Genomic DNA, 26,416 nt, shown 5'->3' on the forward strand with positions numbered 1-26,416 from the left:
GTAAACCCCTTTACTGAAACAAACCGCCTGAGAGGCATAAAGCGGAATAACAGACTGTTGCTGAATATTTATACGATATATGCTGCTGTTTTCGCGTGAATTATGGGCATAATAGGTTGATTATTGAGCTAAAAGAGCAGGGCGGGGTTTCCGGAAAGCTAATTAGTTGATCCAGCGCACAAATTCTCCAATTAATTAGCCGCATGAAAAAAGAAATGGCGCGCTGTTCGTGCAGCAAATCTCTTTTTATTGAGGGAACGAACGAAAACGCTGATGCCAGCCAGCGCTGAACGCTGTTCACGGCTTAACTGAAACATCAACTCATCCTTTCAGACGAATAAACAGCCGTGGGCAGACGCGGTTTATCATAAATTTCATATACTCATGTCAGTACAATTCCGGGGGCCGGCGTGAAACCGGCCAGATGTTCAGCGTACTGGCGGTGCAGTGCCGTCAGTAAACCATGAGGGAAGATGATGCCGTTGATACTGGGTGAGTTATCTGGTGCTCCGCAATGGGTGCCTGCTGTATTACTCGTCACACTGTCGCTCGCAATGGGCTTTCTGGCGCGATATATCCTTCTCAGCCTGATTCGTTACTGGCAGGGACGGGATAAAAAACTTTTCAAATCTCTCGAAAAACATCTGCGCGGCTCGATGTTTCTTATTTTACCGCTGTTATTCATCAGCGCCGGCGTAGATTATGTGAATATTCAGCCGGAGTCGCTGGGCTTTATTAATGCCGCTCTGCACATCTTTATTATATTATCCTTCTGCTCGCTGATGATCAGGATGATCAATGTCGCGCAGGACATGCTCTTTATCCGTTATGACATTAATATCTCAAATAACCTGCGCGCGCGAAAAATCCGCACGCAGATCATGTATGTAAAAAAAGTTGTGATTGTTGTGCTGGTAACGCTCTGTTTGTCGTTGATTTTGCTTAGCTTTCCGGGTGTGCGTAAGTTTGGCACGACGATTCTCGCCGGGGCAGGCGTTGCCGGTATTATTATTGGCTTTGCATTACAGAAATCGCTGGTCAATCTGTTTGCCGGTATTCAGATTGCATTTACGCAGCCGATAAAAATTGATGATGCGGTGGTGGTAGAAAAAGAGTGGGGCTGGATTGAAGAAATTAATCTGACCTATGTTGTGGTGCGTCTCTGGGATCTGCGCCGGCTGGTATTGCCGATAACCTACTTTACAGAAAATCCGTTCCAGAACTGGACGCGTAATAACGCACAGATTTTAGGTTCCGTCTTTCTTTATCTTGATTACTCTATGCCGCTGGAACCGCTGCGCGAGCATTTTGAGAAGGTGCTCAATGAAACCCGGCTCTGGGATCGGGAAACGCAGGTGCTGCAGGTAACGGAAACAACCGAAAAAACCATGACGATCAGGCTGCTGATGACGGCACATAACTCGCCTACCGCGTTTGACTTACGCTGCTACGTGCGGGAAAAGATGATTGAGTTTATTCAGCAGCACTATCCGCAGTGTTTGCCGCATGTACGGGCTACGCTGAGCCATCCGGAAGCGTAACCAGACAGGAGAATGCGGTGCCGCTGACCCCGGCACCGCGCTCAGATCTCCGTCTTATCACGGTATTCGCACAGGTCTTCGATCAGGCAGGCGCCGCAGCGCGGCTTGCGTGCTATGCAGGTATAACGCCCGTGCAGAATCAGCCAGTGATGGCAGTCGACCTTAAACGCGGCAGGCACCACTTTAAGCAGTTTCTCTTCAACCTCTTCCACATTTTTACCCGGCGCAAAGCGCGTGCGGTTACTGACGCGAAAGATATGCGTGTCGACGGCGATGGTGGGCCAGCCAAAGGCGGTGTTCAGCACCACGTTAGCGGTTTTACGCCCGACACCCGGCAGCGCCTCAAGTGCGGCACGATCTTCCGGCACCGCGCCGCCATGCTGTTCCAGCAATATGCGGCAGGTTTTGATCACGTTTTCCGCTTTGCTGTTAAACAGCCCGATTGTCTTGATGTACTCTTTGACGCCGTCGACGCCAAGCGCCAGCATGGCCGCCGGGGTGTTCGCGACCGGATAGAGCCGGGCCGTGGCTTTGTTCACGCTGACATCGGTCGCCTGAGCCGAAAGCAGTACCGCAATCAGCAGTTCAAATGGCGAGCTGAACTGCAGCTCAGTGGTCGGATGCGGGTTGTTATCGCGCAGACGGGTCAGGATCTGCAGGCGCTTCTCTTTATTCACACCGCTTTCCCGATTTCACCTGGCGCAGCCACTGTTTTAGCTTCCGCTTCAGCGCGCAGCGCGGCGCGCTGTTTCATTTTCTGATCGATAAGATACTTTCCTGCCAGCAGCATACCCAGACCGATGAAGGCGCCGGGTGGCAGCATAGCCAGCAGCATCGGTGAATCAAAGTGCACGACTTCGATGCGCAGTGAGGTTGCCCACGGGCCGAGCAGCTGATCGGCACCGTTGAACAGCGTACCGCTGCCAATCAGTTCGCGAATGGATCCCAGCGTGACCATGGCGCAGGTCGCTCCCATACCGATAGCGAACCCATCCAGCGCGGATAGCGGGATACTGCTTTTTGACGCTACCGCTTCAGCACGGCCCACGACAATACAGTTAGTGACGATCAGCGGAATAAAGATCCCCAGCGACTGATAAAGACCGTAGGCGTAAGCGTTGATCAGCATCTGAACGCAGCTGACAACCGAGGCGATAATCATCACATAAATCGGGATACGGATATCTGCCGGTACCCAGCGGCGTGAGGCGGAAATTGCACTGTTGGTAATGGTCAGCACCAGCGTCGTGGCCAGCCCCAGCCCCAGCGCATTGGTTGCGGTGGAGGTCACCGCCAGCAGCGGACAGAGTCCCAGCAGCTGTACCAGCGCAGAGTTATTTTTCCATAAACCGCCAATCAGCAGATTTTTCGCTTCACTCATGGTGTTTCTCCACATTCCGGCAGCGAACGCAACGTCGCTGGCAGCGTTTCAATATAGAGCGCCGTGCGTTTAGTGGCGTTAACCACCGCGCGCGGCGTAATGGTCGCACCGGTAAACTGATCGAAATCGCCGCCATCTTTCTTCACGGCAAAATGCGGGTCATCGGCCCCTTTAATCTGTTTTCCATTAAAGCTGTTGATCCAGTCAGAGATGCGCAGCTCAATTTTATCACCCAGCCCGGGCGTTTCATGGTGTTCAATGACGCGCACGCCCAGCACGGTACCGCTGAAGTCAGCGCCTACCAGGAGCTGAATGGCGCCGGAGTAGCCATCGGGGGCGGTACTTTCCAGCGCTGCGGCCACCGGCTTGTCGCCTTTACGGGCAATATAGAGGTGATGCGGCTGCTCATTACCCAGCGCCGCATTGTGCACCAGATAACACTCCTGCTGAATAGCATTATCGTACAGCGCGGTCGGTACCACCTGATCCAGCAGGTTTTTCTGCTGCAACGCAGTCTGATGCTCAACGGTGGGTTTGGTCACATAGTTCACCACGGCGGTTACGCCGGTCGTCACCACTGCAAACATCCCCAGCGTTACCGCGTTTTTGCGAATAGCGTCGATCATACCTTAATCCTTCCGGTGACCATAAACGCGCGGCTGAGTGTAGTAGTCAATCAGCGGCACGCAGATATTTGCCAGCAGCACGGCGAACGCCACGCCATCCGGATAGCCGCCAAAGCTGCGGATCAGCCAGACCAGCAGACCGATCAGCGCACCGTAGATCAGACGCCCCCGGTTAGTGGTGGAGGCGGTAACCGGATCGGTAGCGATAAAGAATGCGCCCAGCATGGTCGCACCCGAAAAGAGGTGGGTGAGCGGTGTATTAAGCGTCTCAGGCGAGAAGATCCAGCCGAGCGTGGCGCATACCGCCAGCGAGGCGAGCATGCTGGCCGGGATATGCCAGCGAATCGCATTTTTTGCCAGCAGCAGCATGCCGCCCAGCAGGTAACCCAGGTTGACCCACTGCCAGCCCAGTCCCGCCAGTACCCCGGCGTAGATTGGCTGAGCGTGAAGCTCTTCGGCGCTGTGGCCGGCGCGCAGTCCGGTTTTAAACGTATCGAGCGGCGTGGCCTGACTGATGCCATCCACCCCGAGCTGCAGCTGCTGCATGGTATCGCCGGCCAGCGTATGGCCGCGAAACACCATACTGAGTGAATCCATCAGATCCGGTTTTACCGCCTGCAGCGCATCGGGCGGCAGCCAGCTGGTCATCTGCACCGGAAAAGAGATCAGCAGCACAACGTAGCCGACCATTGCCGGGTTGAACGGATTCTGGCCCAGGCCGCCATAGAGCTGTTTGGCAATCAGAATCGCAAACAGGGTGCCCAGAACAATCAGCCACCAGGGGGCAAGCGGCGGCAGGCTGATCCCGAGCAGCAGCGCCGTGAGCAGGGCTGAGTTATCTGCCAGCACCGGCTTTACGGCGCTGTGGCGCAACCGCAGTATCGCCGCTTCGGTCAGCAGCGCCGTCGCAATAGCCAGCACAACCTGGATAAGAAAACCGCTGCCAAAGAAATACCACTGCGCCGCCATGCCGGGCAGGGCCGCCAGTACCACCAGTAGCATAATGTTACCGGTGCTGCGCCGGTTATGAGTATAGGGAGAGCTTGCGATACGAAAGGCCATTTATTCCTCAGTGGTCGAAGGCTGCTGCTGCGCTTTACGCGCTTTAGCACGGGCGACCGCCGCAGCGATGGCCGCTTTGCGTGGGTCTTCAGGTTCAGGTTCAGCGGATACCGCCGGCGGCAGCGAGCTTTCCGACTGCGCGGCCGCTTTTTTCGCTTTGGCGCGGGCAATGGCGGCGGCGACGGCGGCTTTGCGCGGATCGTCTTCCGTTGCCGGCGCAGGCGTTGCGGCGACCGGCTCGTCCGCGGTTGTGGCCTGCGCGGCCGCTTTTTTCGCTTTGGCGCGGGCAATGGCGGCGGCGACGGCGGCTTTGCGCGGATCGTCTTCCGTTATCGGCTCAGGCGTTGCGGCGACCGGCTCGTCCGCGGTTGTGGCCTGCGCGGCCGCTTTTTTCGCTTTGGCGCGGGCAATGGCGGCGGCGACGGCGGCTTTGCGCGGATCGTCTTCCGTTACCGGCTCAGGTGCCTCTGCTGCGGGCATCGCAGCAGGAGTGGCCTCAGGACGCTCGGTTGCCGCCTTTTTCGCTTTTGCCCGCGCAATCGCGGCTTCCACAGCCGCTTTACGCGGGTCGCTCTCTGCCGCAGCCTCGCTCTCTGGCTGAGCCGCTTTTTTCGCTTTTGCCCGGGCAATCGCGGCTTCCACCGCCGCTTTACGCGGGTCGCCTGTCTGACGGGTAACCGGCTGCGTCTCTGCCTGGGTTGCTGCCTGCTGCGCCAGCGCCTGTGCGTGACGCGCTTCGCGTTCGGCCAGTTCCTGCTCTGGCGTTTTCGCCTGACGCGCCTTAATACGTGCAGCAGCGGCGTCGCGTTCACCGTTATCGCTGCGTGCAACGCGCTGCTTCGCCTCTTCATGACGCGCCTCGCGCGCCAGTTTCTCACGTTCTAACCGCGCCTGACGCGCCTCAAAGCGTGCCTTAGCCTCCGCCGTGCGCTTCGCTTCAAGATCGATGGCGCGCAGCTCAGCTTTTTCCTGCCGGTAATACTGAACCAGCGGAATATTACTCGGGCAGACGTAAGCGCAGGCCCCGCATTCAATACAGTCATCGATATTATGCGCGCGCGCTTTTTCATGATCGCCGCCCTGGCTATACCAGTAGAGCTGCTGCGGCAGCAGCTTCGCCGGACAGGCGTCGGCGCAGGCGCTGCAGCGAATGCAGGATTGCTCTTCCTGCGGCGCAGCCATTTCGCTGGCGGCAGGCGCCAGAATACAGTTGGTGATTTTCACAACCGGCACGTCGAGGGAAGGCAGGGTAAAGCCCATCAGCGGCCCGCCCATGATCACCATCTGACGCGGCCCCGGCTGAAAACCGACCTGACGCAGCAGATGACTCACCGGGGTGCCAAGACGCCCCCAGACGTTGCGCGGTTGCGCAATCGCGTCGCCGGTCAGCGTGACCACGCGCTCGGTGATGGGTTCACCATCAACGATCGCACGCTTAACCGCCCAGGCGGTGCCGACGTTCTGCATCAGCACACCAATATCGGTTGAGCGTCCGCCGTGCGGCACTTCCCGCCCGGTCAGGATTTTGGTCAGCTGTTTGGCCCCGCCAGAGGGATATTTTGTCGGGATAACCCGGATCTCAATATCGCGCTCGCCGCACAGCGCCTGTTTCAGGGCAGCTATCGCTTCAGGTTTGTTATCTTCAATACCCACCAGAACGCGTTCCGCCTGCAGTACCCAGGCAAGGATCCGGCAGCCTTCCAGCACTTCGGCGGCGTAATCCTGCATCAGCCGGTCATCAGCGGTGATGTAAGGCTCGCACTCTGCAGCATTAATGATTAACGTTTTGACACCCTGCAGGCCGCCACGCAGTTTAGTCGCGGTGGGGAACCCGGCGCCGCCCAGGCCCGCTACGCCGGCGCTGTGAATGCGTCGGATAACCTCTTCCCGGCTCAGCGCACGGTAGTCGGGCTGCGCATCACGTTCAATCCAGCGATCTTCACCGTCAGCGCGCAGGAAAATGCACAGCTCTGAGAGCCCGGACGGGTGCGCCGTCATGTGTGGCGCGATAGCCTCTATAGTGCCTGAGGTTGGCGCGTGTACCGGCAGCATGCGTCCGCTGCCAAAGGTGAGCGGCTGGCCGCGCAGCACGCGATCGCCTGGCGAGACGCAGATCTCACCCTCATGGCCAATATGCTGTTTCAGGGGAATAACAAACTGTTCAGGCAGCGGCAGCGTGCTCAGCGGCATACCGTTAGACTGTGTTTTCATTTCCGGCGGATGAATACCGCCCTGAAAATCCCACAGCTTCTCTTTGCGAAACAGATTTAACAGATTAAGCATGATGTTCTGCCGGGATCACTTTTACAGGAATGGTGTTGAGATCCCACTTCCAGCTTGCTGGAGTGGTGGCGACCGGGCGCATTTCAATGCAGTCAGTCGGGCAGGGAGCCACACACAGGTCGCAGCCCGTGCAGACGTCGCTGAGCACGGTATGCATGGCGCGCGTGGCGCCGACGATCGCATCCACCGGACACGCCTGAATGCACTTGGTGCAGCCGATACAGTTCTCTTCGTCGATCCACGCCACGGTGCGTACCGGCGTAAGGATTTCGGCACCGCCATCGAGCGGCTGCGGCTCAACGTTCAGCAGCTCCGCCAGCCTGAGCATGGTCTGCTCGCCACCCGGAGCGCACTTGTTAATCGCTTCCCCGTTGTTGCCGACGGCATCCGCATAGGGACGACATCCGGGGTAGCCGCACTGACCGCACTGGCTTTGTGGCAGTACGGCATCAATCTGTTCGACAATAGGGTCTTCTTCAACTTCAAAACGGCGCGAAGCGTAGCCGAGCAGGCCGCCAAAAATCAGCCCCAGCGCGCTGAGTACAGCGATTGCTATCCAGATAGCGGTCATATCAGAATTTCACCAGACCGGTAAAGCCCATAAACGCCAGCGCCATCAGGCCAGCGGTGATCAGGGCGATAGAGTTACCTTTAAACGGTGCCGGCACGTTAGCCAGCACCAGACGTTCACGCATGCCGGCAAACAGCACCATCACCAGTGAAAAGCCCAGCGAGGCGCTAAAGCCATAGAGCGCAGCCTGCAGAAACGTATGGTTGAGATTAACGCTCAGTAATGGCACACCCAGTACCGCACAGTTGGTGGTGATCAGCGGCAGGAAGATCCCCAGCAGCCGGTAGAGTGACGGACTGGTTTTCCGCACCACCATTTCTGTGAACTGCACCACTACGGCAATTACCAGGATGTAGGACATCGTACGCAGATAAACCAGATCCAGCGGGATCAGAATCAGATGGTTAACCAGCCACGCACACACCGAAGCGAGCGTGATAACAAACGTAGTGGCAAGCCCCATGCCAATGGCCGTTTCCAGTTTTTTTGACACGCCCATGAACGGGCAAAGGCCGAGGAATTTGACCAACACGAAGTTGTTCACCAGCACTGTGCCAACAAAGAGAAGCAAGTAATCGGTCATGGTTTAACCCGGGAAGCCTAAAGGCGTTTATTATCCGGAAATGAGAGCTACATCTCAACCTTTACCCCGGCGAGAGCAGCTCTGAGAGCACGCAGAATTAAATTCCTGACGAATAACGCATCATTACAGAGCGGTGAAGGTCTGTTTAACCCGTCGGGAGCGCTTAAAGTAGGGCACAAACAGGGCCGCGGCCAGCAGCGTCAGAAGCAGGGTCTGCAGCGCTTTGCCGTCTGCAACCGGCGTGAACGCAAAGGTTTTCAGCGCCAGCACGACGGACATCAGCAGCCAGATGGTGTAGTGCCGTGGCAGGCGTCGCGAACGTCTGCAGAATATCCAGCATACCCAGATGCTGTAGAGCCAGACCGCAGCGGCCGTCAGCAGGGAGACCAGCCACTGTGATAACAGCAGATTAGCGTGTGAAAACAGCGTGGTACGCAGCTCGCTGTCAAACAGGGGGCGCAGATAAAGCGCGACAACCAGCGCGCTGGTTAGCATGGTCATAATCAGCCAGGCCAGCGGCAGTAACAGCCAGCCCCCGATGCGCGGTGAGTGAACAGATTCAGACATAATTAAACCACATAGCGCCACACTGATTTAGGCACGCAGCCCAGATCGTATAATCGGCCACCAGAGACCAGTTCAGCGCGGCGATGATCGGCAGCACGATACATATTGATGATGTCGTTATCATCAGTCAGCGAATAGTTGAGATGATCGTAGAGTTTTTCCAGACTCTCAAGATTATTCACTTTGCGAAATTTTAGCAGGTAATCCAGCGCAGTCATGATTGCCATTGAACAGAAAGAACGAAAGAAGGCTCAAGTATAGGGAGCGCGCTGCTGCTGTCTATATATCGGTGTTAAAAAAATTTAAAATTCAGACCAGGTGGAGTAATTACTTCATCAGCAGCGGTTTTTTGAGGGATGTTTCGGGGTATAACAGCCAAACATCTATTTCACAGACACCTTATTTCCGATGCTGTGAGAAAATCTAACAGATGATAACGGCAACATTTTTTGCGTTTATTTTTCGCCGGTAATTAAGTCTTAAATGCAAAATAAAATAATTAAGCCAGCGTAGCCGCTGGTGGAGTGTGCGGGTTATCACAAAATTGCTTATTGCTTTATGAACAACAGCATAACCATTCTTTACGCAGCGGTTGTAATCGCTTCCAGCCCGTTCAAATCTAACCAGTTCTGTTTATTACAGTTATTTGCCCCTTCGGATATTAAAACTTAGCTGTTTTATCCATAAACCTGCCGCGAGCTGATGATGCTATTTAGGCGTAACCCCTTTAAATCATTCTGTTTTGTGAGTTATGTCGCGCTAGTTTTACCTGAATTACGTCAGGCTTAATCTGCGTTTGTACCCCGACTACACACTCCCTTCAGAGGAATGAAAACTATGTGGAAACGTTTACTCCTGACCGCCATGGTAAGCGCCGCGCTCAGCACGCCGGTGCTGGCCGCTGATATGACAGTGGGATTCTCGCAGGTTGGTTCAGAATCGGGCTGGCGTGCTGCCGAAACCAGCGTCGCAAAAAGCGAGGCTAAAAAGCGCGGCATTACGCTGAAAATTGCTGATGGTCAGCAGAAGCAGGAAAACCAGATTAAAGCAGTACGTTCGTTTATTGCTCAGGGGGTGGACGCCATCTTCATCGCGCCGGTGGTGCAGACCGGCTGGGAACCGGTACTTGAAGAAGCAAAAGATGCCAAAATTCCGGTTTTCCTGCTGGATCGCGCCATTGTTGTTAAGGACAAATCTCTCTATATGGCTGTGGTGACGGCGGACAACGTGCTGGAAGGCAAGCTGATTGGCGACTGGCTGGTGAAAACCGTGGGCGACAAGCAGTGTAACGTCGTAGAGCTGCAGGGAACGGTCGGCGCCAGTGTGGCCATCGATCGTAAAAAAGGGTTTGCCGAAGCGATAGCCGGACATAACAACATTAAGGTGATCCGTTCCCAGTCCGGTGACTTTACCCGCAGTAAAGGTAAAGAGGTGATGGAGAGCTTTATTAAAGCTGAAAATAACGGCAAAAACATCTGCATGGTCTATGCCCACAATGATGATATGGCAATCGGTGCCATTCAGGCGATAAAAGAAGCGGGCCTGAAGCCGGGCAAAGATATTCTGACTGGTTCAATCGATGGCGTACCGGATATCTATAAAGCGATGCTGGCCGGTGAGGCAAATGCCAACGTCGAGCTGACGCCGGATATGGCTGGCCCGGCGTTTGATGCGCTGGAGAAGTTTAAGAAAGATGGCACCATGCCGCCTAAAATCATTAAAACGGAGTCGAAGCTCTTCCTGCCGGCGGATGCCCAGACAGAACTCGATAAAAAGAAAAACATGGGTTACTGATCCCCGCAGCCGCCCTGCGGGGGCGGCTCTGCTGACATCAGCGAGGTAGAGCCTGATGAGCACCATTGATGATACACCGCTGCTCACGCTGAGCGGCATCAGTAAAGGATTTCCCGGCGTAAAAGCGCTGGATAATGTGTCATTCACTATCCGCAAAGGCGAGATTATGGCGCTGCTGGGTGAAAACGGCGCCGGCAAATCAACGCTGATTAAAGTGCTGACCGGCGTCTATTCACGCGATGCCGGTAGCATCACCCTTAACGGAGAAGCAATCACGCCCCACAGTACGGCGGATGCGCAGCGCGCCGGGATCGGTACGGTCTATCAGGAAGTTAACCTGCTGCCAAATATGTCGGTAGCAGATAACCTCTATATCGGCCGTGAGCCAAAGCGCTTTGGCATGGTCGATCGCCGGAAAATGAACCGTGATGCGGATACACTGATGCGCAATTACGGCTTTGCGCTGGATGTGACGCGCCCGCTCGGACATTACTCTGTCGCCATGCAGCAGATTATCGCTATCTGCCGCGCGGTCGATTTGTCGGCACAGATACTGATTCTGGATGAGCCTACGGCCAGTCTGGACGCCAGTGAAGTAGAGATGCTGTTTACGCTCATGGCGCAGCTGCGTGCCAGAGGCATGAGTCTGATCTTTGTAACCCACTTTCTTGACCAGGTGTATCGTATTACCGACCGCATTACCGTATTACGCAACGGCCAGTTTATCGCCACGCGTGATACCGCTTCGCTACCACAGATAGAGCTGATTAAACTGATGCTGGGGCGCGAGCTGCTGGAGACCGCGCTGCAGCGACAGGGCAGCACCCTGCGCAGCGATCAGCCGGTAGTGGCGTTTGAGGATTATGGCAGGAAAGGCACCATTGAGCCTTTCAGCCTGCAGGTCAGGCCAGGCGAGGTGGTGGGTCTGGCGGGTCTGCTGGGTTCAGGCCGTACTGAAACCGCAGAGGTGCTGTTTGGCATCCGGCGTGCCGATCGCGGCACCGCGCGTATTAAAGGCAAGCTGCAGACTATTCGCACGCCGGCGCAGGCATCCCGCCTGGGTATGGGATTCTGTCCTGAAGATCGCAAAACGGATGGCATTATTGGTGCGGCTTCCGTGCGTGAGAATATTATTCTGGCGCTGCAGGCGCAGCGCGGCTGGCTGCGTCCGATTAAGCGTCGCGAGCAGCAGGCGATTGCCGAACGTTTCATTAAAAGCCTCGGCATCCGTACGCCGCATGCCGACCAGCCGATCGAGTTGCTGTCAGGCGGCAATCAGCAGAAGGTGCTGCTGTCGCGCTGGCTGGTGACCAAACCGCAGTTTCTGATCCTGGATGAGCCAACGCGCGGCATCGATGTCGGTGCGCACGCTGAGATTATTCGTTTGATCGAATCGCTCTGCGCGGATGGTCTGGCGCTGCTGGTCATCTCTTCTGAACTGGAAGAGCTGGTTGGCTACGCCGATCGCGTCCTGATTATGCGCGATCTGAAGCAGGTGGCTGAAATCCCACTCGAGCAGCTCTCCGTGGCGTCCATTGTGAACGCGATCGCCGAGGGAGGTGCACAACATGCCTGAATCGTCTATGACACAGTCAAAACCTGAAAGACGTAAGCTGAAGCTGCCTCCGGGTATGCCACAGCTTGTTGCACTGATTCTGGTGCTGCTGATTGACAGCCTGGTGGCGAATAACTTTTTTGCCATTCATATTCAGGATGGTCGTCTGTTTGGCAGCCCGATCGATATTCTGAACCGCGCCGCGCCGGTAGCGCTGCTCGCCGTGGGCATGACGCTGGTCATCGCTACCGGCGGGATCGATCTCTCTGTGGGCGCAGTAATGGCTATTGCGGGCGCAACCGCAGCCACGCTGACCGTTGCCGGACATAGCCTGGGCGTGATTGTGCTGGCAACGCTCGGCACCGGTCTGCTATGTGGTCTGTGGAATGGGGTACTGGTGGCGCTGCTGAAAATCCAGCCGTTTGTGGCCACGCTTATTCTGATGGTAGCGGGGCGGGGCGTAGCGCAGCTGATTACGCAGGGGCAGATCGTGACGTTTAACAGCGAAAGCCTGGCGTGGTTTGGCAGCGGTTCGCTGCTCTGGTTGCCGGTGCCGGTGTGGATCACGCTGCTGGTGGCACTGGCTGTCTGGCTGCTGACGCGCAAAACAGCGCTGGGCCTGTTTATCGAAGCGGTAGGTATCAACCTGCGCGCGGCGCGTAACGCAGGCGTTAACGGCTGGCTGGTAGTGATGTCGACCTATGTGATTAGCGGCTTATGTGCAGCGGTGGCCGGGCTGATTGTCGCGGCTGATATCCGGGGTGCTGACGCCAATAACGCCGGCCTGTGGCTGGAGCTGGATGCCATTCTGGCCGTGGTGATTGGCGGAGCCTCGCTGATGGGCGGTCGCTTTAATCTGGTGCTGTCGCTGATTGGCGCACTGATTATCCAGTCGATGAATACCGGGATCCTGTTGTCAGGGTTCCCGCCGGAACTGAACCAGGTGGTGAAAGCGGTGGTTGTGATGTGCGTGCTGCTGCTGCAGTCGCCGCGGTTTATCGCCATGCTGAAGGGGAGGCGTTCAAAATGATAAAGCGTCATTTGCCATTGATGATTACGCTGCTGGTGTTTGTGGCGGGGTATCTGTTCTGTCTGAGCCAGTTTCCGGGCTTCGCATCAACACGGGTTATCTGCAATATTCTGACGGATAACGCTTTTCTTGGCATTATCGCCGTAGGCATGACCTTTGTGATTTTGTCCGGCGGGATCGACCTCTCCGTTGGCGCGGTAATCGCCTTTACCGGCGTGTTTCTGGCCCGCATTATCGGTGATTTCCACCTTGATCCGCTGCTGGCGTTTGCCTTGATTCTTGCGCTGGGGGCGCTGTTTGGCGCCATGATGGGCTGGCTGATTGATGCGCTGAAGATCCCGGCGTTTATTATTACGCTGGCAGGGATGTTTTTTCTGCGCGGCTGCAGTTACCTGGTGTCAGAGAATTCTATTCCGATTGATCATCCTCTTTACGCCACGCTGTCAGGCCTGGCCTGGAAAATCCCCGGCGGCGGGCGGCTGAGCCTGCTGGCGGTAATTATGCTGGTGGTGGTCGCAGGAGGGATTATTCTGGCGCACCGTACCCGGTTCGGAAATCAGGTATACGCCATTGGCGGCAATCTTACCTCGGCGCAGCTGATGGGCGTTTCGACCCGCGCGACGACCATTAAGGTGTATATGCTCTCTACGACGCTGGCGACCCTGGCCGGTATTGTGTTCTCTATCTATACCTCCGCCGGATACGCGCTGGCCGGGCTTGGCGTAGAGCTGGATGCGATTGCTTCGGTAGTGATTGGCGGTACGCTGCTGTCCGGCGGCGTTGGCACCGTGCTCGGCACGCTGTTTGGGGTACTGATTCAGGGACTGATCCAGACGTGGATTAATTTCGACGGCACGCTAAGTTCGTGGTGGACCAAGATTGCTATCGGCATCCTGCTGTTTGCTTTTATCGCGCTGCAGCGCATGTTAACCGTAATGTGGGATCGCCAGCAAAACGCCCCGGTAAAACGTCTCACCCCGTAGGGGAAGCATTTAGCACCATTCTTCCTCGTAGGGGGCGCATTCAGTACCATTCTGCCTCGTAGGGGGCACATTAATGCGCCCCTGGCCGAGATCGGCTCCCGGGCTATACGCCCCCTGGCCGACTACCACGGTCAGTAAAGCCCGGGGCGATCGCAAAGGAACCCGGCGTCCTGCCAGCATTCTCGCTCGTTGCCAGAGCCCAATCTTCACACATCAGGTATCCGCTGCAACCAGGGCGGCATAAATGCCGCCCCTACAGCACAGTATCACCATTCTCCCCGTAGGGGGCGCATTTATGCGCCCCTGGCCGAGATCGGCTCCCTGGCCATACGCATTCATGCGCCCCTGACCGAGATTGGCTCCCTGGCCATACGCATTCATGCGCCCCTGGCCGAGATCGGCTTCCTGGCCGGTTTTAAACCGGGAATTTCAGGCATTAAAAAGCCGCGACGATGCGCGGCTTAGCGTTGGATCAGTAATCGGAATCAGCGGGCTAAACGGTAATAAACTTCGTTCCAGCGCAGCGCATCCTTAAACGCAGGCAGGCGGGTTTCTTCATCGATCACCATCACTTCAATTCCGTTCAGTTCGCCGTAGAGATACATATCCTCCAGATCCAGCGCCTGACTGAATACCGTATGGTGCGCACCGCCGCCGAGGATCCACGCTTCTGACGCAGTTGCCAGCGACGGCTGGGCGCGCCACAGCGCGCGGGCAACCGGCAGCTTCGGCAGCGGTTCAGGCTGTTCAATCGCATCCACTACGTTAACCAGCAGGCGGAAACGATCGCCAAGATCAATTACGCTGGCATTGATCGCGCGTCCGGCAGGCGTTGAGAAAATCAGACGCGCCGGATCGGCCTTACCGCCAATTCCCAGGAACTGGACGTCAATCAGCGGCTTCTCCTCTTTGGCAATGGAAGGGCAGACTTCCAGCATGTGCGAACCCAGTACCAGATCGTTGCCCGGAGAGAAGTGATACGTGTAATCCTCCATAAAGGAGGTGCCGCCGGCACGTGCGCCCGCCTGCACTTTGAGAATGTGCAGCAGCGCTGCGGTTTTCCAGTCGCCCTCGCCGGCAAAGCCATAGCCCTGGCCCATCAGACGCTGCACCGCCAGTCCCGGCAGCTGCGTCATACCGTGCAGCGTCTGGAAGTTGGTCGTGAACGCTTTACAGCCTTCATCCTCCAGGAAGCGCTTCAGGCCCAGCTCAATGCGCGCTGCATCCAGCACGTTCTGCCGTTTGTCACCGTTAACGGCTGCCGCCTCGCTGAAGAGATACTGACTTTCATACTCATCGATCAGCGCGCTGACGTCACCGTCGCTGACGCCATTGATCACCTCGACCAGGTCGCCCACGCCCCAGCCGTTAACGGCGTAGCCAAACTGGATCTGTGCGGCAACTTTATCACCTTCGGTTACGGCAACTTCCCGCATATTATCGCCAAAGCGGGCAACCTTAAGCTGCTGGCTGGCCTGTTTTGCCAGCGCCGCGTTGATCCAGCGGCCGATACGCTGCTGGCTGGTGCGATCCTGCCAGTGGCCGGTGATGACGTTGTGCTGCAGTCCCATGCGGGCGCCGATGAAACCGAATTCGCGGCCGCCGTGTGCGGTCTGGTTCAGGTTCATAAAATCCATATCCATACTGTCCCACGGGATCTCTGCGTTGAACTGAGTATGGAACTGCAGCAGTGGTTTATTCAGCACGCTCAATCCGCCGATCCACATTTTTGCCGGCGAAAACGTGTGCAGCCAGGTGATGATGCCGACGCACTGATTATCGTGATTCGCTGCCCGGCAGAGCGCCAGCGCTTCATCCGGCGATTTAACCAGCGGCTGCAGCACCAGCGGTACCGGCAGCGTGCCAGCCTGATTGAGTCCTTCCATCACCTGACGGGCGTGCTCTTCCACCTGGCGCAATGTTTCCGCGCCGTAGAGGTGCTGTGTACCGATAACAAACCACACCTGCTGTGCGTTATGCTGTTCCATTAAACCACTCCTTTACTGTGCGGATAGGGTGCGCGGCGCGTACTGCGGTTCAGCTGCCTCACACCAGTTTTGATAACGTTGATAGAGCTGCTGATATGCCGCTACGCGTTGTGCGTCGGGCTGCAGCGTGACGGCAACCGGGCTGGCCATCACCTGCTGCGCGGCAGGTACATCGGGATAGACTTCCGCCGCCACGGCCGCAAAAATTGCCGCGCCCAGCGCGCAGCACTCGTCTGAGGCGACAATATCCAGCGGGCGGTTCATCACATCGCAACACGCCTGCATAATGGCAGGGGACTTGCGGGCAATTCCCCCCAGCGTCAGGATGCTCTTTACCGGGATCGCCTGCTGTTCAAAACACTCCATAATCGCCCGCGCACCAAAAGCGGTGGCGGCGATCAGACCGCCAAACAAAGCCGGCGCATCGGTGCCCAGGTTGAGATCGGTGATCACACCTTTCAGCCGCTGGTTTGCATCCGGGGTGCGGCGTCCGTTAAACCAGTCCAGCACCACCGGCAGATGATCGAGCTGCGGATTAGCGGCCCACGCTTCGGTGAGTTCGCGGATCAGATCCTGCTGCAGCGCAGCCAGCTGCGGCTGCAGCTCAGGGTGGCGCTGCGCAGCCTGCTGCAGAGGCCAGCCGAGCAGGCGGCTGAACCAGGCGTAGATATCGCCAAAAGCAGACTGGCCCGCTTCACAGCCAATGGCGCCGGGAACGACGCTGCCGTCAACCTGGCCGCAGATGCCCCGGATAGCACGATCGCCGACGGTTTCGCTGTCTGCAATCAGAATATCGCAGGTCGATGTACCGATGACTTTAACCAGCGTATAGGGCTGAGCACCGGCACCAACCGCACCCATATGGCAGTCAAAGGCGCCGCCAGAGATGACCACCTGTTCAGATAACCCAAGGCGGGCAGCCCATTCAGCGCTCAGCGTGCCAACCGGCAGGTCAGCGGTCCAGGTATCGGTAAACAGCGGCGAGTCGAGCTGTTCTGTCAGCATCGGATCAAGCGCGTTGAGAAAGGCCACGTCCGGCAGGCCCTGCCACTCCGGATGCCAGAGCGATTTATGCCCGGCGGCGCAGCGCCCGCGGCGCAGCTTATCGGGGGCGGTCGTACCGCTTAGCAGCGCCGGCACCCAGTCGCAGAGTTCAACCCAGGAGACCGCCGCCTCCCGCACGGCAGCATCCTCCCGCGAGACGTGTAAGATTTTGGCCCAGAACCATTCAGATGAGTAAATGCCGCCGATATAGCGGGTGTAGTCGGTAAAGCGCCCGCTGTGGCAGAGACGGGTGATCTCTTCAGCTTCCTCAATCGCGGTGTGATCTTTCCACAACACAAACATGGCGTTGGGATTCGCCGCAAACTCCGGACGCAGCGCCAGTACATTGCCGTTGCGATCGACAGGGGCCGGTGTTGATCCGGTTGTATCCACGCCGATCCCGGCAACCGCTGCGCGCTGCGCGGGTGTTAACGCCTGAATCACGCTGACCAGCGCCTGCTCCAGCGCATCGATATAGTCCTGCGGATGATGACGAAACCGGTTGGCGTGCGCGTCGCAGAACTGGCCCTGCGCCCAGCGCGGATAGTTGACCACCGCTTTTTCCAGCTCTTTGCCGCTGTGGCAGTCAACCGCCAGCGCACGCACTGAGTCACTGCCAAAATCCAGCCCAATTGTTATGGCGCCAGCACCCATCGGGATTCTCCTGTGTGAGTTATCTGGGTTCTATCCTGCGAGGCAATGCCATAAGCCGTTAGTCATCAGCGGCTGAGAATATGTACTTTTCTGTCATCGGACAGGTTGTGTGATCGGCCGCAAAAGTCAGACACCGGTTAATTTTGCTGAATATATGGATATTTTTGCCTTCGTTTTGCTATGTGATACCGCTCTACATTTTGCGCCGCGTTTCTCGCTACAACTAGCCCAGCGTTTGCACAGCCTTTCAGCAACTCTTGAGCTAACGCGCTGATTTTGCGCTGTACACGAAAGCAGAATTCAGATGGTAGCGTTTACACAAAAACGTTAATAACAGCGATAAAACACCATTGTGCCGGAGAGCATCATGCATAAATTCACTAAAGCGCTGGCGGCCGTCAGCCTCGCCGCGGTTATGTCACATTCCGCTATCGCCGAGACGATGAAGCTCGGTTTTCTCGTTAAACAGCCAGAGGAGCCGTGGTTCCAGACCGAATGGAAATTTGCCGATAAAGCGGGCAAAGATCTGGGTTTTGAAGTGATTAAAATTGCTGTACCGGATGGTGAAAAAACGCTTAACGCCATCGACAGCCTGGCGGCCAGCGGCGCAAAAGGTTTTGTCATCTGCACCCCCGATCCCAAACTCGGTTCGGCCATTATGGCAAAAGCGCGCAGCTACGATCTGAAAGTGATCGCGGTAGATGACCAGTTTGTCACAGCGAAAGGCAAGCCGATGGAGACCGTTCCGCTGGTGATGATGGCGGCAACGAAGATCGGCGAGCGCCAGGGTCAGGAACTCTATAAAGAGATGCAGAAGCGCGGCTGGGACGTTAAAGAGACCGCGGTAATGGCGATCACTGCTAACGAGCTGGATACGGCGCGTCGTCGTACCGGCGGCTCTATGGCGGCCATTAAAGCAGCAGGCTTCCCTGAGAAGCAGATTTATCAGGTTCCTACCAAATCCAACGATATCCCCGGCGCGTTTGATGCCGGTAACTCCCTGCTGGTGCAGCACCCGGAAGTCAAACACTGGCTGATTGTCGGTATGAACGATAACACCGTGCTGGGCGGCGTGCGCGCCACAGAAGGTCAGGGCTTTAAAGCAGCAGATGTGATTGGTATCGGCATCAACGGCGTGGATGCGATCAGCGAACTCTCTAAAGGCTCTGCGACCGGTTTCTATGGTTCGCTGCTGCCCAGCCCGGACGTTCACGGTTATAAGAGCAGCCAGATGCTCTACAACTGGGTCACTAAAGGCGAAGAGCCCGCCAGATTTACTGAGGTGACAGATGTGGTGCTGATCACCCGCGATAACTTCAAAACCGAACTGGCGAAGAAAGGATTGATGTAACGCACAGGGTGCGCATTTATGCGCACCTGAAATCCGACAGGCACTATCAGGAGTATCCATGGAGACCGATCAGGCATTTCTCTCTTTTCATGGCATCAGCAAAACCTTTCCTGGCGTAAAAGCCCTGCAGGATATCGGTTTTGAGTGCCGCGCCGGTGAGGTGCACGCGCTGATGGGCGAAAACGGCGCGGGAAAATCGACGCTGCTGAAAATTCTCAGCGGCAGCTACCAGCCCACGAGCGGTGAAATCCGCATCAAAGGCGAGGCGAAGCGCTTCAGTAATACGGTTGAGGCGCTGGATGCCGGCGTGGCCATTATCTACCAGGAGCTACACCTGGTGCCGGAAATGAGCGTGGCGGAGAATATCTATCTCGGCCAGCTGCCGCATAAACGCGGCCTGGTAAACCGCAAGCTGCTGCGCTACGAAGCGGGCCTGCAGCTGAAAAATCTCGGGATGGATATCGATCCCGACATGCCGCTGAAATACCTGTCGCTGGGGCAGTGGCAGATGGTGGAGATCGCCAAGGCGCTGGCGCGCAATGCCCGCATTATCGCCTTTGATGAGCCGACCAGCTCACTCTCAGCCCGTGAAATTGAGCATCTGTTTCGCGTTATCCGTCAGCTGCGCGCTGAAGGACGGGTGGTGCTTTATGTATCGCACCGCATGGAGGAGATTTTTGCCCTGAGCGATGCGATTACCGTGTTTAAAGATGGCCGCTATGTGCGCACCTTTACGGATATGCCCAATACCCATCATGACGATCTGGTCGAGGCGATGGTCGGGCGCAACCTGGGTGACATCTATGGCTATGCGCCCCGCGAGCTGGGCGCCGTGCGTCTTCAGCTCGACCAGGTCGAGGCGAAAGGGGTGCGCATGCCCATTTCGTTCAGCGTGCGCGCCGGAGAAATTGTAGGACTGTTTGGTCTGGTGGGCGCCGGACGCAGCGAGCTGATGAAAGGGCTGTTTGGCGCCACGCAGCTGCGTAGCGGCACGGTTTCACTTGATGGCAGGCCGCTCGCGATCCGTCAGCCGATCGACGCCATCCGGGCGGGCATTATGCTCTGTCCCGAAGATCGTAAAGCGGAAGGCATCATTCCGGTGCACTCCGTGCGGGAGAACATCAATATCAGCGCGCGGCGGCATAACCTCACGGCGGGTTGCCTGATCAGGCCCGGCTGGGAGGCAAAAAATGCAGAAAGCCACATCCGTTCGCTCAATATCAAAACGCCTGGCCCGCACCAGCTGATCATGAATCTCTCCGGTGGCAACCAGCAAAAGGCCATTCTGGGCCGCTGGCTCTCAGAAGAGATGAACGTGATCATGCTGGATGAGCCGACGCGCGGTATTGACGTTGGCGCAAAACATGAGATCTACAACCTGATTTATCAACTGGCAGGCAAAGGGATTGCGGTGCTGTTTGCATCGAGCGATCTGCCCGAAGTCATGGGCCTCGCCGACCGCATTATTGTCATGCGCGAAGGTGAAATTGCCGGAGAACTGACGCACGACACGGCAACCGAACAGCTGACGCTCAGTCTGGCGATGCCGAAAACCCCTCAAACGGCCGCCGTGGCCTGATGTACAGGAGAGCAACAATGGCTTCATCTACCACTTCCAATACGCCACCGGTGCAGCGCAGCGGCCTGCAGCTGGGGCGTATCTGGGATAATTTCGGCATGCTGGTGGTTTTTGCACTGCTGTTTATTGTCTGCGCCATTTTTGTGCCGAACTTCGGCACCTTTATCAATATGAAAGGGCTGGGCCTGGCGATGTCGATGTCCGGCATGGTGGCCTGCGGCATGCTGTTTTGCCTGGCATCGGGCGACTTTGATCTCTCCATCGCCTCGGTTATCGCCTGCGCCGGCGTAGTGACGGCGGTGGTGATCAACATGACCGAAAGCCTGTGGATTGGCGTGGCTGCCGGGCTGCTGCTTGGCATGGCAACCGGTTTTGTTAACGGATTTGTTATCGCCCGGCTGAAAATTAATGCCCTGATCACCACGCTGGCAACGATGCAGATTGTGCGCGGCCTGGCCTATATCTTCTCTGACGGTAAAGCGGTAGGGATTGAAGATGAGCGCTTTTTTGCGCTGGGCTATGCCAACTGGCTCGGCGTGCCGGCGCCTATCTGGCTCACGATTGCCACCATGATCGCGTTTGGCTTCCTGCTGAATAAAACCACCTTTGGCCGCAACACGCTGGCGATTGGCGGCAATGAAGAAGCCGCCCGGCTGGCCGGCGTGCCGGTGGTGCGGACCCGCATCATTATCTTTATCCTTTCCGGGCTGGTTTCAGCGGCGGCGGGCATTATTCTGGCCTCGCGCATGACCAGCGGTCAGCCCATGACCTCGCTGGGCTATGAGCTGATTGTGATCTCTGCCTGCGTGCTGGGCGGCGTCTCGCTGAAAGGCGGCATCGGTAAAATTTCATATGTGGTGGCAGGGGTTCTGATCCTGGGTACCGTAGAGAATGCGATGAATTTACTGAATATCTCGCCATTCTCACAGTATGTCGTGCGTGGTCTGATACTGTTAGCCGCAGTGATTTTCGATCGCTACAAACAGAAAAACAGAGCCGTTTGATTCCGTCGGCGCAACGGGTGTTGCGCCGCGCGTCATGCAGAGAGTGAGGGCACTATGTACCATCGCGAACCCCCCAGTGAACAACAGAACCCCCTGCTGCCGGGCTATCCGTTTAACGCCTGGCTGGTCGCGGGACTCACGCCGATTAACGCGCAGGAGCCGCTCGATTTTTTTATCGACCGCCCGCTGGGGATGAAGGGCTATATTCTTAACCTCACCATTCGCGGTAAAGGCCGGGTTTTTGACGGCGAATCCGCCTTTGACTGTGAGCCGGGCGATCTGCTGCTGTTTCAGCCGAAAACACCCCATTATTATGGACGGTCGCCCGACAGCCCGTGCTGGCACCATCGCTGGGTCTATTTCCGGCCGCGCGCCTACTGGATTGACTGGCTGGAGTGGCAGGAGCAGAAGCAGGGCGTGGGCCGGCTGCGCCTGACTGAAGCGTTATGCGGCGAGTTTGATCGCCTGTTTGCCAGTATTGAGCAGACCCACAATTCCGGTCGCCGCTTTGCTGAAGAGCTGGCCATGAACCTGCTGGAGCGTCTGCTGCTGCGCGCGGTGGAAGAGGATCCGCGCAGCCATCAGCAGATTCGCGATCCGCGCGTAATTGAAGCCTGCCAGTACGTGACCAACCATCTTGCCAGCGAAGTCAAAATTGAGGAGGTGGCACGGCATGTTTGTTTATCTCCTTCGCGGCTGGCGCATCTGTTTCGCGAACAGATGGGCATCAATCTGCTGCGCTGGCGAGAAGATCAGCGGGTGATCCGCGCCAAGCTGCTGCTGCAGACCACGCAGGAGCCTATCGCCTCCGTGGGGCGGGAAGTGGGCTATGACGATCAGCTCTACTTTTCACGCGTGTTTCGTAAACGCACAGGCGTCAGCCCGAGTGATTTTCGCCGCCGCAGCCAGGATGCGCATGACGCGCTTGAAGCGCAGCAGAACTGGCCGGAACCCGGCCGGGCGATCTCTTTCAGCTGATTCCGCCTTGTTCTCACCGGCTGATTCGTCTTAAATCAGTCGGGTATATGACAAAAGGAGTGAGAATGAGCGATAAACTACGTGTCGGCCTGATAGGCTATGGCTTTGCCAGTAAAACCTTTCATGCCCCTTTAATCGCCGGAACAGCTGAAATGGAACTGGCAGCGATCTCCAGCAGCGATGCCGGTAAAGTGCACGCTGACTGGCCCTCTGTACAGGTCGTTGCCGATCCGCAGGCGCTGCTGGACGATCCCACCCTGCAGCTGATTGTGATCCCCACCCCCAATGACACCCACTTTCCGCTGGCCAAAGCGGCCCTGAATGCCGGCAAGCATGTGGTCGTCGACAAGCCTTTTACCGTCACGCTCTCGCAGGCGCGTGAGCTTGATCAGCTGGCAAAATCGAAAGGGCTGCTGCTGTCGGTCTTCCATAACCGCCGCTGGGACAGCGATTTTCTGACGCTAAAAACGCTGCTCGGCGAGGGCACGCTGGGCGAGGTACGCTATCTGGAGTCGCATTTTGACCGCTTCCGCCCGGAAGTGCGCCAGCGCTGGCGCGAAATGAAAGGACCGGGCAGCGGTATCTGGTTTGACCTCGGCCCGCACGTGCTGGATCAGGCGCTGCAGCTGTTTGGCATGCCGGTGGCGATCAACGTGGACATGGCAGAGCTGCGCCCCGGCGCGCAAACCACTGACTACTTTCATGCGGTGCTGACCTATCCGACGCGTCGCGTGGTGCTACACGCCAGCATGCTGGTGGCAGCAGAGTCACCGCGCTTTGTGGTACACGGCACGCGTGGCAGCTACGTAAAGTATGGCCTCGATCCGCAGGAGGATCGTCTGAAATCGGGTGCCAGACCGCCGCAGCAGGAGTGGGGCTATGACATGCGCAACGGCACGCTGACGCTGGCAGAAGGCGATATGCTGGTGGAGCAGGAGCTGCTGACGCAGCCGGGTAACTATCCGGCCTACTATGCGGCAATCCGCGATGCGATAGCCGGCACGGGGCAGAACCCGGTGCGGGCTGAAGAGGCGATACAGGTCATGGAGCTGATTGAGCTGGGTCTGCAGTCTGCAGAGAAGCGTCAGACGATGTCACCACGCTGATGTTGCGCGCCGCCCAGCGGCGGCGCGTGTTCAGCCTTAGCCCGCTACGCGCTGGCGCAGCGCCGTTTTCTCCGCTTCGCTCAGAAACGCAATCGCCACGCCATTCTCCTGCGCCTGGCGGATCTCTGCCGCAGAGAGGCCGGCTGCAGGGGCCGCCACCTCATATTCATGCGCCAGCTCCACGCCCTGAACCGCCGGATCGTCAGTATTCAGCGTGGCCAGAATGCCATGCTGCAGAAACGCTTTCAGCGGGTGTTTCTCCAGCGAGGAGACGGTGCTGGTCTGAATGTTTGAGGTCAGGCAGGATTCGATGCCGATGCGCTGCTCAGCCAGGAAATCCATCAGCGCGCGATCCTCTATCGCTTTAACGCCGTGACCGATACGCTCCGCGCCCAGTTCACGAATCGCCTGCCAGATACTCTCCGGACCCGCCGCTTCGCCGGCGTGTACGGTAATACGGAAGCCAGCGTCACGCGCCCGGTTGAAGTGGCTCAGGAACTCACTGCCGGGGAAGCCCAGCTCATCGCCGGCCAGATCCACGGCGGTGATACCGTCGCGATGGGCCAGTAATCCTTCCAGCTCGCGCAGGCACGCCTCTTCGCCAAAGGTGCGGCTCATAATGCCAATCAGATTAACATCCACACCGTACTGCTTCACGCCTGCGCGTACGCCGTCAATCACCGCTTCTGTCACGCCCGCCACCGGCAGGTTATGGGTCATCGCCATATAGCCCGGCGAGAAGCGCAGTTCTGCATAGTGAATACCGGCACGCGCCGCATCTTCGACATTTTCCAGCGCAATGCGGCGGCAGGCGTCAAGATCGCCCAGCACTTTGACGCCCCAGTCGAGCTTTTGCAGAAAACTCACCAGATCGGGCTCGTTCGCGGTGACCTGCACGTGGGGACGCAGCGCGTCAAGAGAGCTGGCGGGCAGAGAGAGATTAAACTGGCGGCCGAGATCGAGAATAGTTTGGGCGCGGATATTGCCATCAAGGTGGCGGTGAATATCGGTAAGAGGAAGCTGCTGGTCGATCATGGCGCACTCGCTTGTCAGGAATAAAGTGCAGAGCATTATAAAAATATCTTGCGCAACTGCGCCAGCGATTTGCGCAAAGCAGGGTGCAGATGGTGAATATTAAAGCGGTAAAGCGCCGCTTCTTCCCGCAGGATGAAGCGGCGCACAGTGCCGGTTACTGCGGCATGCCTTCACTGGTTGGCATACCCAGCATATAGCGGGAGAGGAACTGCTCCAGTGACATCTTGTCGCCGTTCATCGTTACCTGCCCGTTTGCATACTGCAGGCTGGTCACAATGTTATTATCCTGCTGCTGCGTCAGACGGAACATCTGGCCCATCGCAGCCACGCCTTTGACCTGCTGATCCGCCAGCTTCTGCGCATCATCGCCCTGATATCCTTCGGCCAGGCCGACATGACGCATCGCTTCTGTCGCCATCGGCATATTGATATTCAGTTTGCCATCCAGCGTTTTCAGCATGCGATCTACCGCGGCACCCAAGCTCTGCGCCTCGCCGCTGACGGCGGCCGGATCGTTGAAGCCGATATTCAGGTTGAACGTGCTCTCACCCTTATCATTTTTCCAGCTCAGCGGGGCAATGCTGACCGCCGGCGCACCTTTCAGCAGCAGCGGCAGGTTGTTACGCAGAATGGTCTGCACGCTGGCCTGATAGCGAATCGGATCGTCGGCAACACCCGGCTGGCGCAGCAGATCCTGCATCTGCGCGTTGTAGGTGTCAGAAAAAGTTTTCACCGCCTGCGCATCAAACTGCGAAAATTTCATCGCCAGACGCGCTTCACCAAACGGCTGCTGCTGCAGGTTGATATCGCCCACTTTATAATCGATAGTGCCGCCAATCTTGCCCTCTTTATTATCAAAAGAGGATTTGCCGTCAATTTTCTGCAGCGTCATTCCCTGCTGGCCGTTGATGCTGGCTTCCAGTTTATCCAGCGTGATGGTCTGATCGCCCACGCGCACGCCTTCCGGACTCAGGTGAGTATCACCGCCCAGCGCCAGACCGTTAAGCGTAAACAGCACCGGCTGCTCCAGCTGGTTTTTACTGGTGACGGCGATGCTGGAGAACTCACCTTTCAGGCTGACTTTATCGCCTTTGCTGTCGGCGCTGACGTCAAGCTTACCGCCGTTGGTGGCCAGCCGGTCACCGGTCTGCGCGTTGCTGTAATCCACCGGCAGCAGCGTCAGTGCCGTATCGGTAGCCCCGCTGTAGCCAATGCGCGTATCGGCGGCAACCAGTGATTTACCGTCAGTCAGCGCGAACAGCTTTTTCACCGCATCGGTATTAGCAAGCTCGGAATGCACCGAGGCCATCGCGGGCAGAATGTTACCGCGCTTCAGTTGCGCAAACGGGAAAGGGCCGTGATCGATGGTCTCATTCAGCACAATGGTCTGGCCCGGCTTAAGCAGCGGATTATCCACCGTTTGGGAGCTCGCCTGCACAACCAGTTTCGTGCTGCTGCTGAACAGGCCGCGCTGATAGTCCTGATAGCTCAGCGTCAGGCGGCTGTTGGGGGACCAGGCGTTAATCTGGCTGTTGGCCTGTTGCAGCATCTCATCCTTGTGGCTCTCAATCTGCTTGCCGGTAAACCACGCTGCGCCGGTCCAAACCACACCGAGCGCGACAATCACACCTGCTGCAACCTGAGTCTTTTTCATCGCTGAGTCATCCTTATCCTTGCGTCCGCGTCCCGTCGGGGTGACGC

General features: G+C 57.2%; 23 protein-coding genes. 10 read left to right on the plus strand and 13 right to left on the minus strand.

Translation table 11 applies throughout. The annotated features are described in order from the left end of the window. The first annotated feature begins 476 nt into the window (after positions 1-476). On the plus strand, positions 477-1,541 hold the full coding sequence (locus F3J39_RS03850; protein WP_039385834.1) for a mechanosensitive ion channel domain-containing protein: 1,065 nt from the start codon (positions 477-479) through the stop codon (positions 1,539-1,541). Between the two features lie 41 nt (positions 1,542-1,582). Here F3J39_RS03850 and nth read toward each other — a convergent pair whose 3' ends face one another. From nth to ydgT, 9 genes are all read right to left on the minus strand, one after another. Continuing rightward, positions 1,583-2,218, minus strand: coding sequence for an endonuclease III (gene nth / locus F3J39_RS03855; protein ID WP_039384179.1), 636 nt, complete (start codon positions 2,216-2,218; stop codon positions 1,583-1,585). Beyond that, positions 2,215-2,922, minus strand: a complete 708-nt coding sequence (locus F3J39_RS03860) for an electron transport complex subunit E (protein ID WP_039384182.1) — start codon at positions 2,920-2,922, stop codon at positions 2,215-2,217. The genes nth and F3J39_RS03860 overlap by 4 nt, the downstream gene beginning before the upstream one ends. Then, the gene (gene rsxG / locus F3J39_RS03865) at positions 2,919-3,548 is read right to left on the minus strand and encodes an electron transport complex subunit RsxG (protein WP_039384184.1); all 630 of its coding nucleotides are present in this window, start codon (positions 3,546-3,548) and stop codon (positions 2,919-2,921) included. The genes F3J39_RS03860 and rsxG overlap by 4 nt, the downstream gene beginning before the upstream one ends. 3 nt (positions 3,549-3,551) lie before the next feature. Further along, complete coding sequence (gene rsxD / locus F3J39_RS03870) at positions 3,552-4,610, minus strand: electron transport complex subunit RsxD (RefSeq protein WP_039384187.1); 1,059 nt, start codon at positions 4,608-4,610, stop codon at positions 3,552-3,554. Next, positions 4,611-6,893, minus strand: coding sequence for an electron transport complex subunit RsxC (gene rsxC, locus F3J39_RS03875; protein WP_166713836.1), 2,283 nt, complete (start codon positions 6,891-6,893; stop codon positions 4,611-4,613). Continuing rightward, positions 6,886-7,464 carry an electron transport complex subunit RsxB gene (rsxB, locus tag F3J39_RS03880; protein ID WP_039384193.1) on the minus strand — a complete coding sequence of 193 codons (579 nt, stop codon included), beginning with the start codon at positions 7,462-7,464 and terminating at the stop codon, positions 6,886-6,888. Before rsxB ends, rsxC begins: the two co-directional genes overlap by 8 nt. Before the next feature lies 1 nt (position 7,465). Further along, complete coding sequence (gene rsxA, locus F3J39_RS03885) at positions 7,466-8,047, minus strand: electron transport complex subunit RsxA (RefSeq protein WP_094111270.1); 582 nt, start codon at positions 8,045-8,047, stop codon at positions 7,466-7,468. 123 nt (positions 8,048-8,170) lie between these two features. Further along, positions 8,171-8,614, minus strand: a complete 444-nt coding sequence (locus tag F3J39_RS03890; protein WP_166713837.1) for a DUF2569 domain-containing protein — start codon at positions 8,612-8,614, stop codon at positions 8,171-8,173. A 2-nt stretch (positions 8,615-8,616) separates the two neighbouring features. Further along, the gene (ydgT, locus tag F3J39_RS03895) at positions 8,617-8,832 is read right to left on the minus strand and encodes a transcription modulator YdgT (protein ID WP_039384201.1); all 216 of its coding nucleotides are present in this window, start codon (positions 8,830-8,832) and stop codon (positions 8,617-8,619) included. 619 nt (positions 8,833-9,451) lie between these two features. On the opposite strand from ydgT, the gene ytfQ reads away from it, so the two are divergent. From ytfQ to yjfF, 4 genes are read left to right on the plus strand one after another with little or no spacing between them, the layout of a single operon-like run. Beyond that, entirely contained in the window at positions 9,452-10,408 is a 957-nt protein-coding gene (gene ytfQ, locus F3J39_RS03900) for a galactofuranose ABC transporter, galactofuranose-binding protein YtfQ (protein ID WP_071668782.1), read from the plus strand. Positions 10,409-10,463: 55 nt separating this feature from the next. After that, positions 10,464-11,984 (plus strand): sugar ABC transporter ATP-binding protein, encoded by a 1,521-nt coding sequence (locus tag F3J39_RS03905; RefSeq protein ID WP_071668783.1) that lies wholly within the window; start codon positions 10,464-10,466, stop codon positions 11,982-11,984. Next, the gene (gene ytfT, locus F3J39_RS03910; protein WP_039384208.1) at positions 11,977-12,993 is read left to right on the plus strand and encodes a galactofuranose ABC transporter, ATP-binding protein YtfT; all 1,017 of its coding nucleotides are present in this window, start codon (positions 11,977-11,979) and stop codon (positions 12,991-12,993) included. Before F3J39_RS03905 ends, ytfT begins: the two co-directional genes overlap by 8 nt. Further along, complete coding sequence (yjfF, locus tag F3J39_RS03915) at positions 12,990-13,976, plus strand: galactofuranose ABC transporter, permease protein YjfF (protein WP_039384209.1); 987 nt, start codon at positions 12,990-12,992, stop codon at positions 13,974-13,976. Before ytfT ends, yjfF begins: the two co-directional genes overlap by 4 nt. Positions 13,977-14,461: 485 nt before the next feature. Here yjfF and araA read toward each other — a convergent pair whose 3' ends face one another. Together araA and F3J39_RS03925 are read right to left on the minus strand one after the other, a co-directional pair. Further along, positions 14,462-15,964 carry an L-arabinose isomerase gene (araA, locus tag F3J39_RS03920; RefSeq protein WP_071668785.1) on the minus strand — a complete coding sequence of 501 codons (1,503 nt, stop codon included), beginning with the start codon at positions 15,962-15,964 and terminating at the stop codon, positions 14,462-14,464. Between the two features lie 12 nt (positions 15,965-15,976). Continuing rightward, positions 15,977-17,662, minus strand: coding sequence for a ribulokinase (locus F3J39_RS03925; RefSeq protein ID WP_104084806.1), 1,686 nt, complete (start codon positions 17,660-17,662; stop codon positions 15,977-15,979). Positions 17,663-18,029: 367 nt separating this feature from the next. Between F3J39_RS03925 and F3J39_RS03930 the strand changes: the two genes are divergently transcribed. The 5 genes from F3J39_RS03930 to F3J39_RS03950 all read left to right on the plus strand — a co-directional run bounded on the left by F3J39_RS03930 (position 18,030) and on the right by F3J39_RS03950 (position 23,680). Beyond that, positions 18,030-19,013: an arabinose ABC transporter substrate-binding protein gene (locus F3J39_RS03930; protein ID WP_104084807.1), complete on the plus strand. Its 984-nt coding sequence runs from the start codon at positions 18,030-18,032 to the stop codon at positions 19,011-19,013. Between the two features lie 58 nt (positions 19,014-19,071). Further along, a complete protein-coding gene (gene araG, locus F3J39_RS03935; protein ID WP_071668788.1) occupies positions 19,072-20,592 on the plus strand; it encodes an L-arabinose ABC transporter ATP-binding protein AraG in 1,521 nt (506 codons plus the stop codon). Positions 20,593-20,609: 17 nt separating this feature from the next. Continuing rightward, positions 20,610-21,596: an L-arabinose ABC transporter permease AraH gene (araH, locus tag F3J39_RS03940; RefSeq protein WP_039384220.1), complete on the plus strand. Its 987-nt coding sequence runs from the start codon at positions 20,610-20,612 to the stop codon at positions 21,594-21,596. Positions 21,597-21,650: 54 nt separating this feature from the next. Further along, complete coding sequence (gene araC / locus F3J39_RS03945) at positions 21,651-22,574, plus strand: arabinose operon transcriptional regulator AraC (protein ID WP_039384223.1); 924 nt, start codon at positions 21,651-21,653, stop codon at positions 22,572-22,574. 65 nt (positions 22,575-22,639) lie between these two features. Next, a complete protein-coding gene (locus F3J39_RS03950; protein ID WP_071668789.1) occupies positions 22,640-23,680 on the plus strand; it encodes an oxidoreductase in 1,041 nt (346 codons plus the stop codon). A 36-nt stretch (positions 23,681-23,716) separates the two neighbouring features. On the opposite strand, the gene add is transcribed toward F3J39_RS03950, so the two are convergent. Both add and F3J39_RS03960 read right to left on the minus strand, forming a co-directional pair. After that, positions 23,717-24,715, minus strand: a complete 999-nt coding sequence (gene add / locus F3J39_RS03955; protein WP_039384227.1) for an adenosine deaminase — start codon at positions 24,713-24,715, stop codon at positions 23,717-23,719. 154 nt (positions 24,716-24,869) lie between these two features. Further along, positions 24,870-26,369: a YdgA family protein gene (locus F3J39_RS03960; protein WP_039384229.1), complete on the minus strand. Its 1,500-nt coding sequence runs from the start codon at positions 26,367-26,369 to the stop codon at positions 24,870-24,872. Positions 26,370-26,416: the final 47 nt, after the last annotated feature.

The organism is Pantoea sp. Acro-807 (genome assembly GCF_011752675.1).
In the GTDB taxonomy this organism is placed as follows: domain Bacteria; phylum Pseudomonadota; class Gammaproteobacteria; order Enterobacterales; family Enterobacteriaceae; genus Pantoea; species Pantoea eucrina.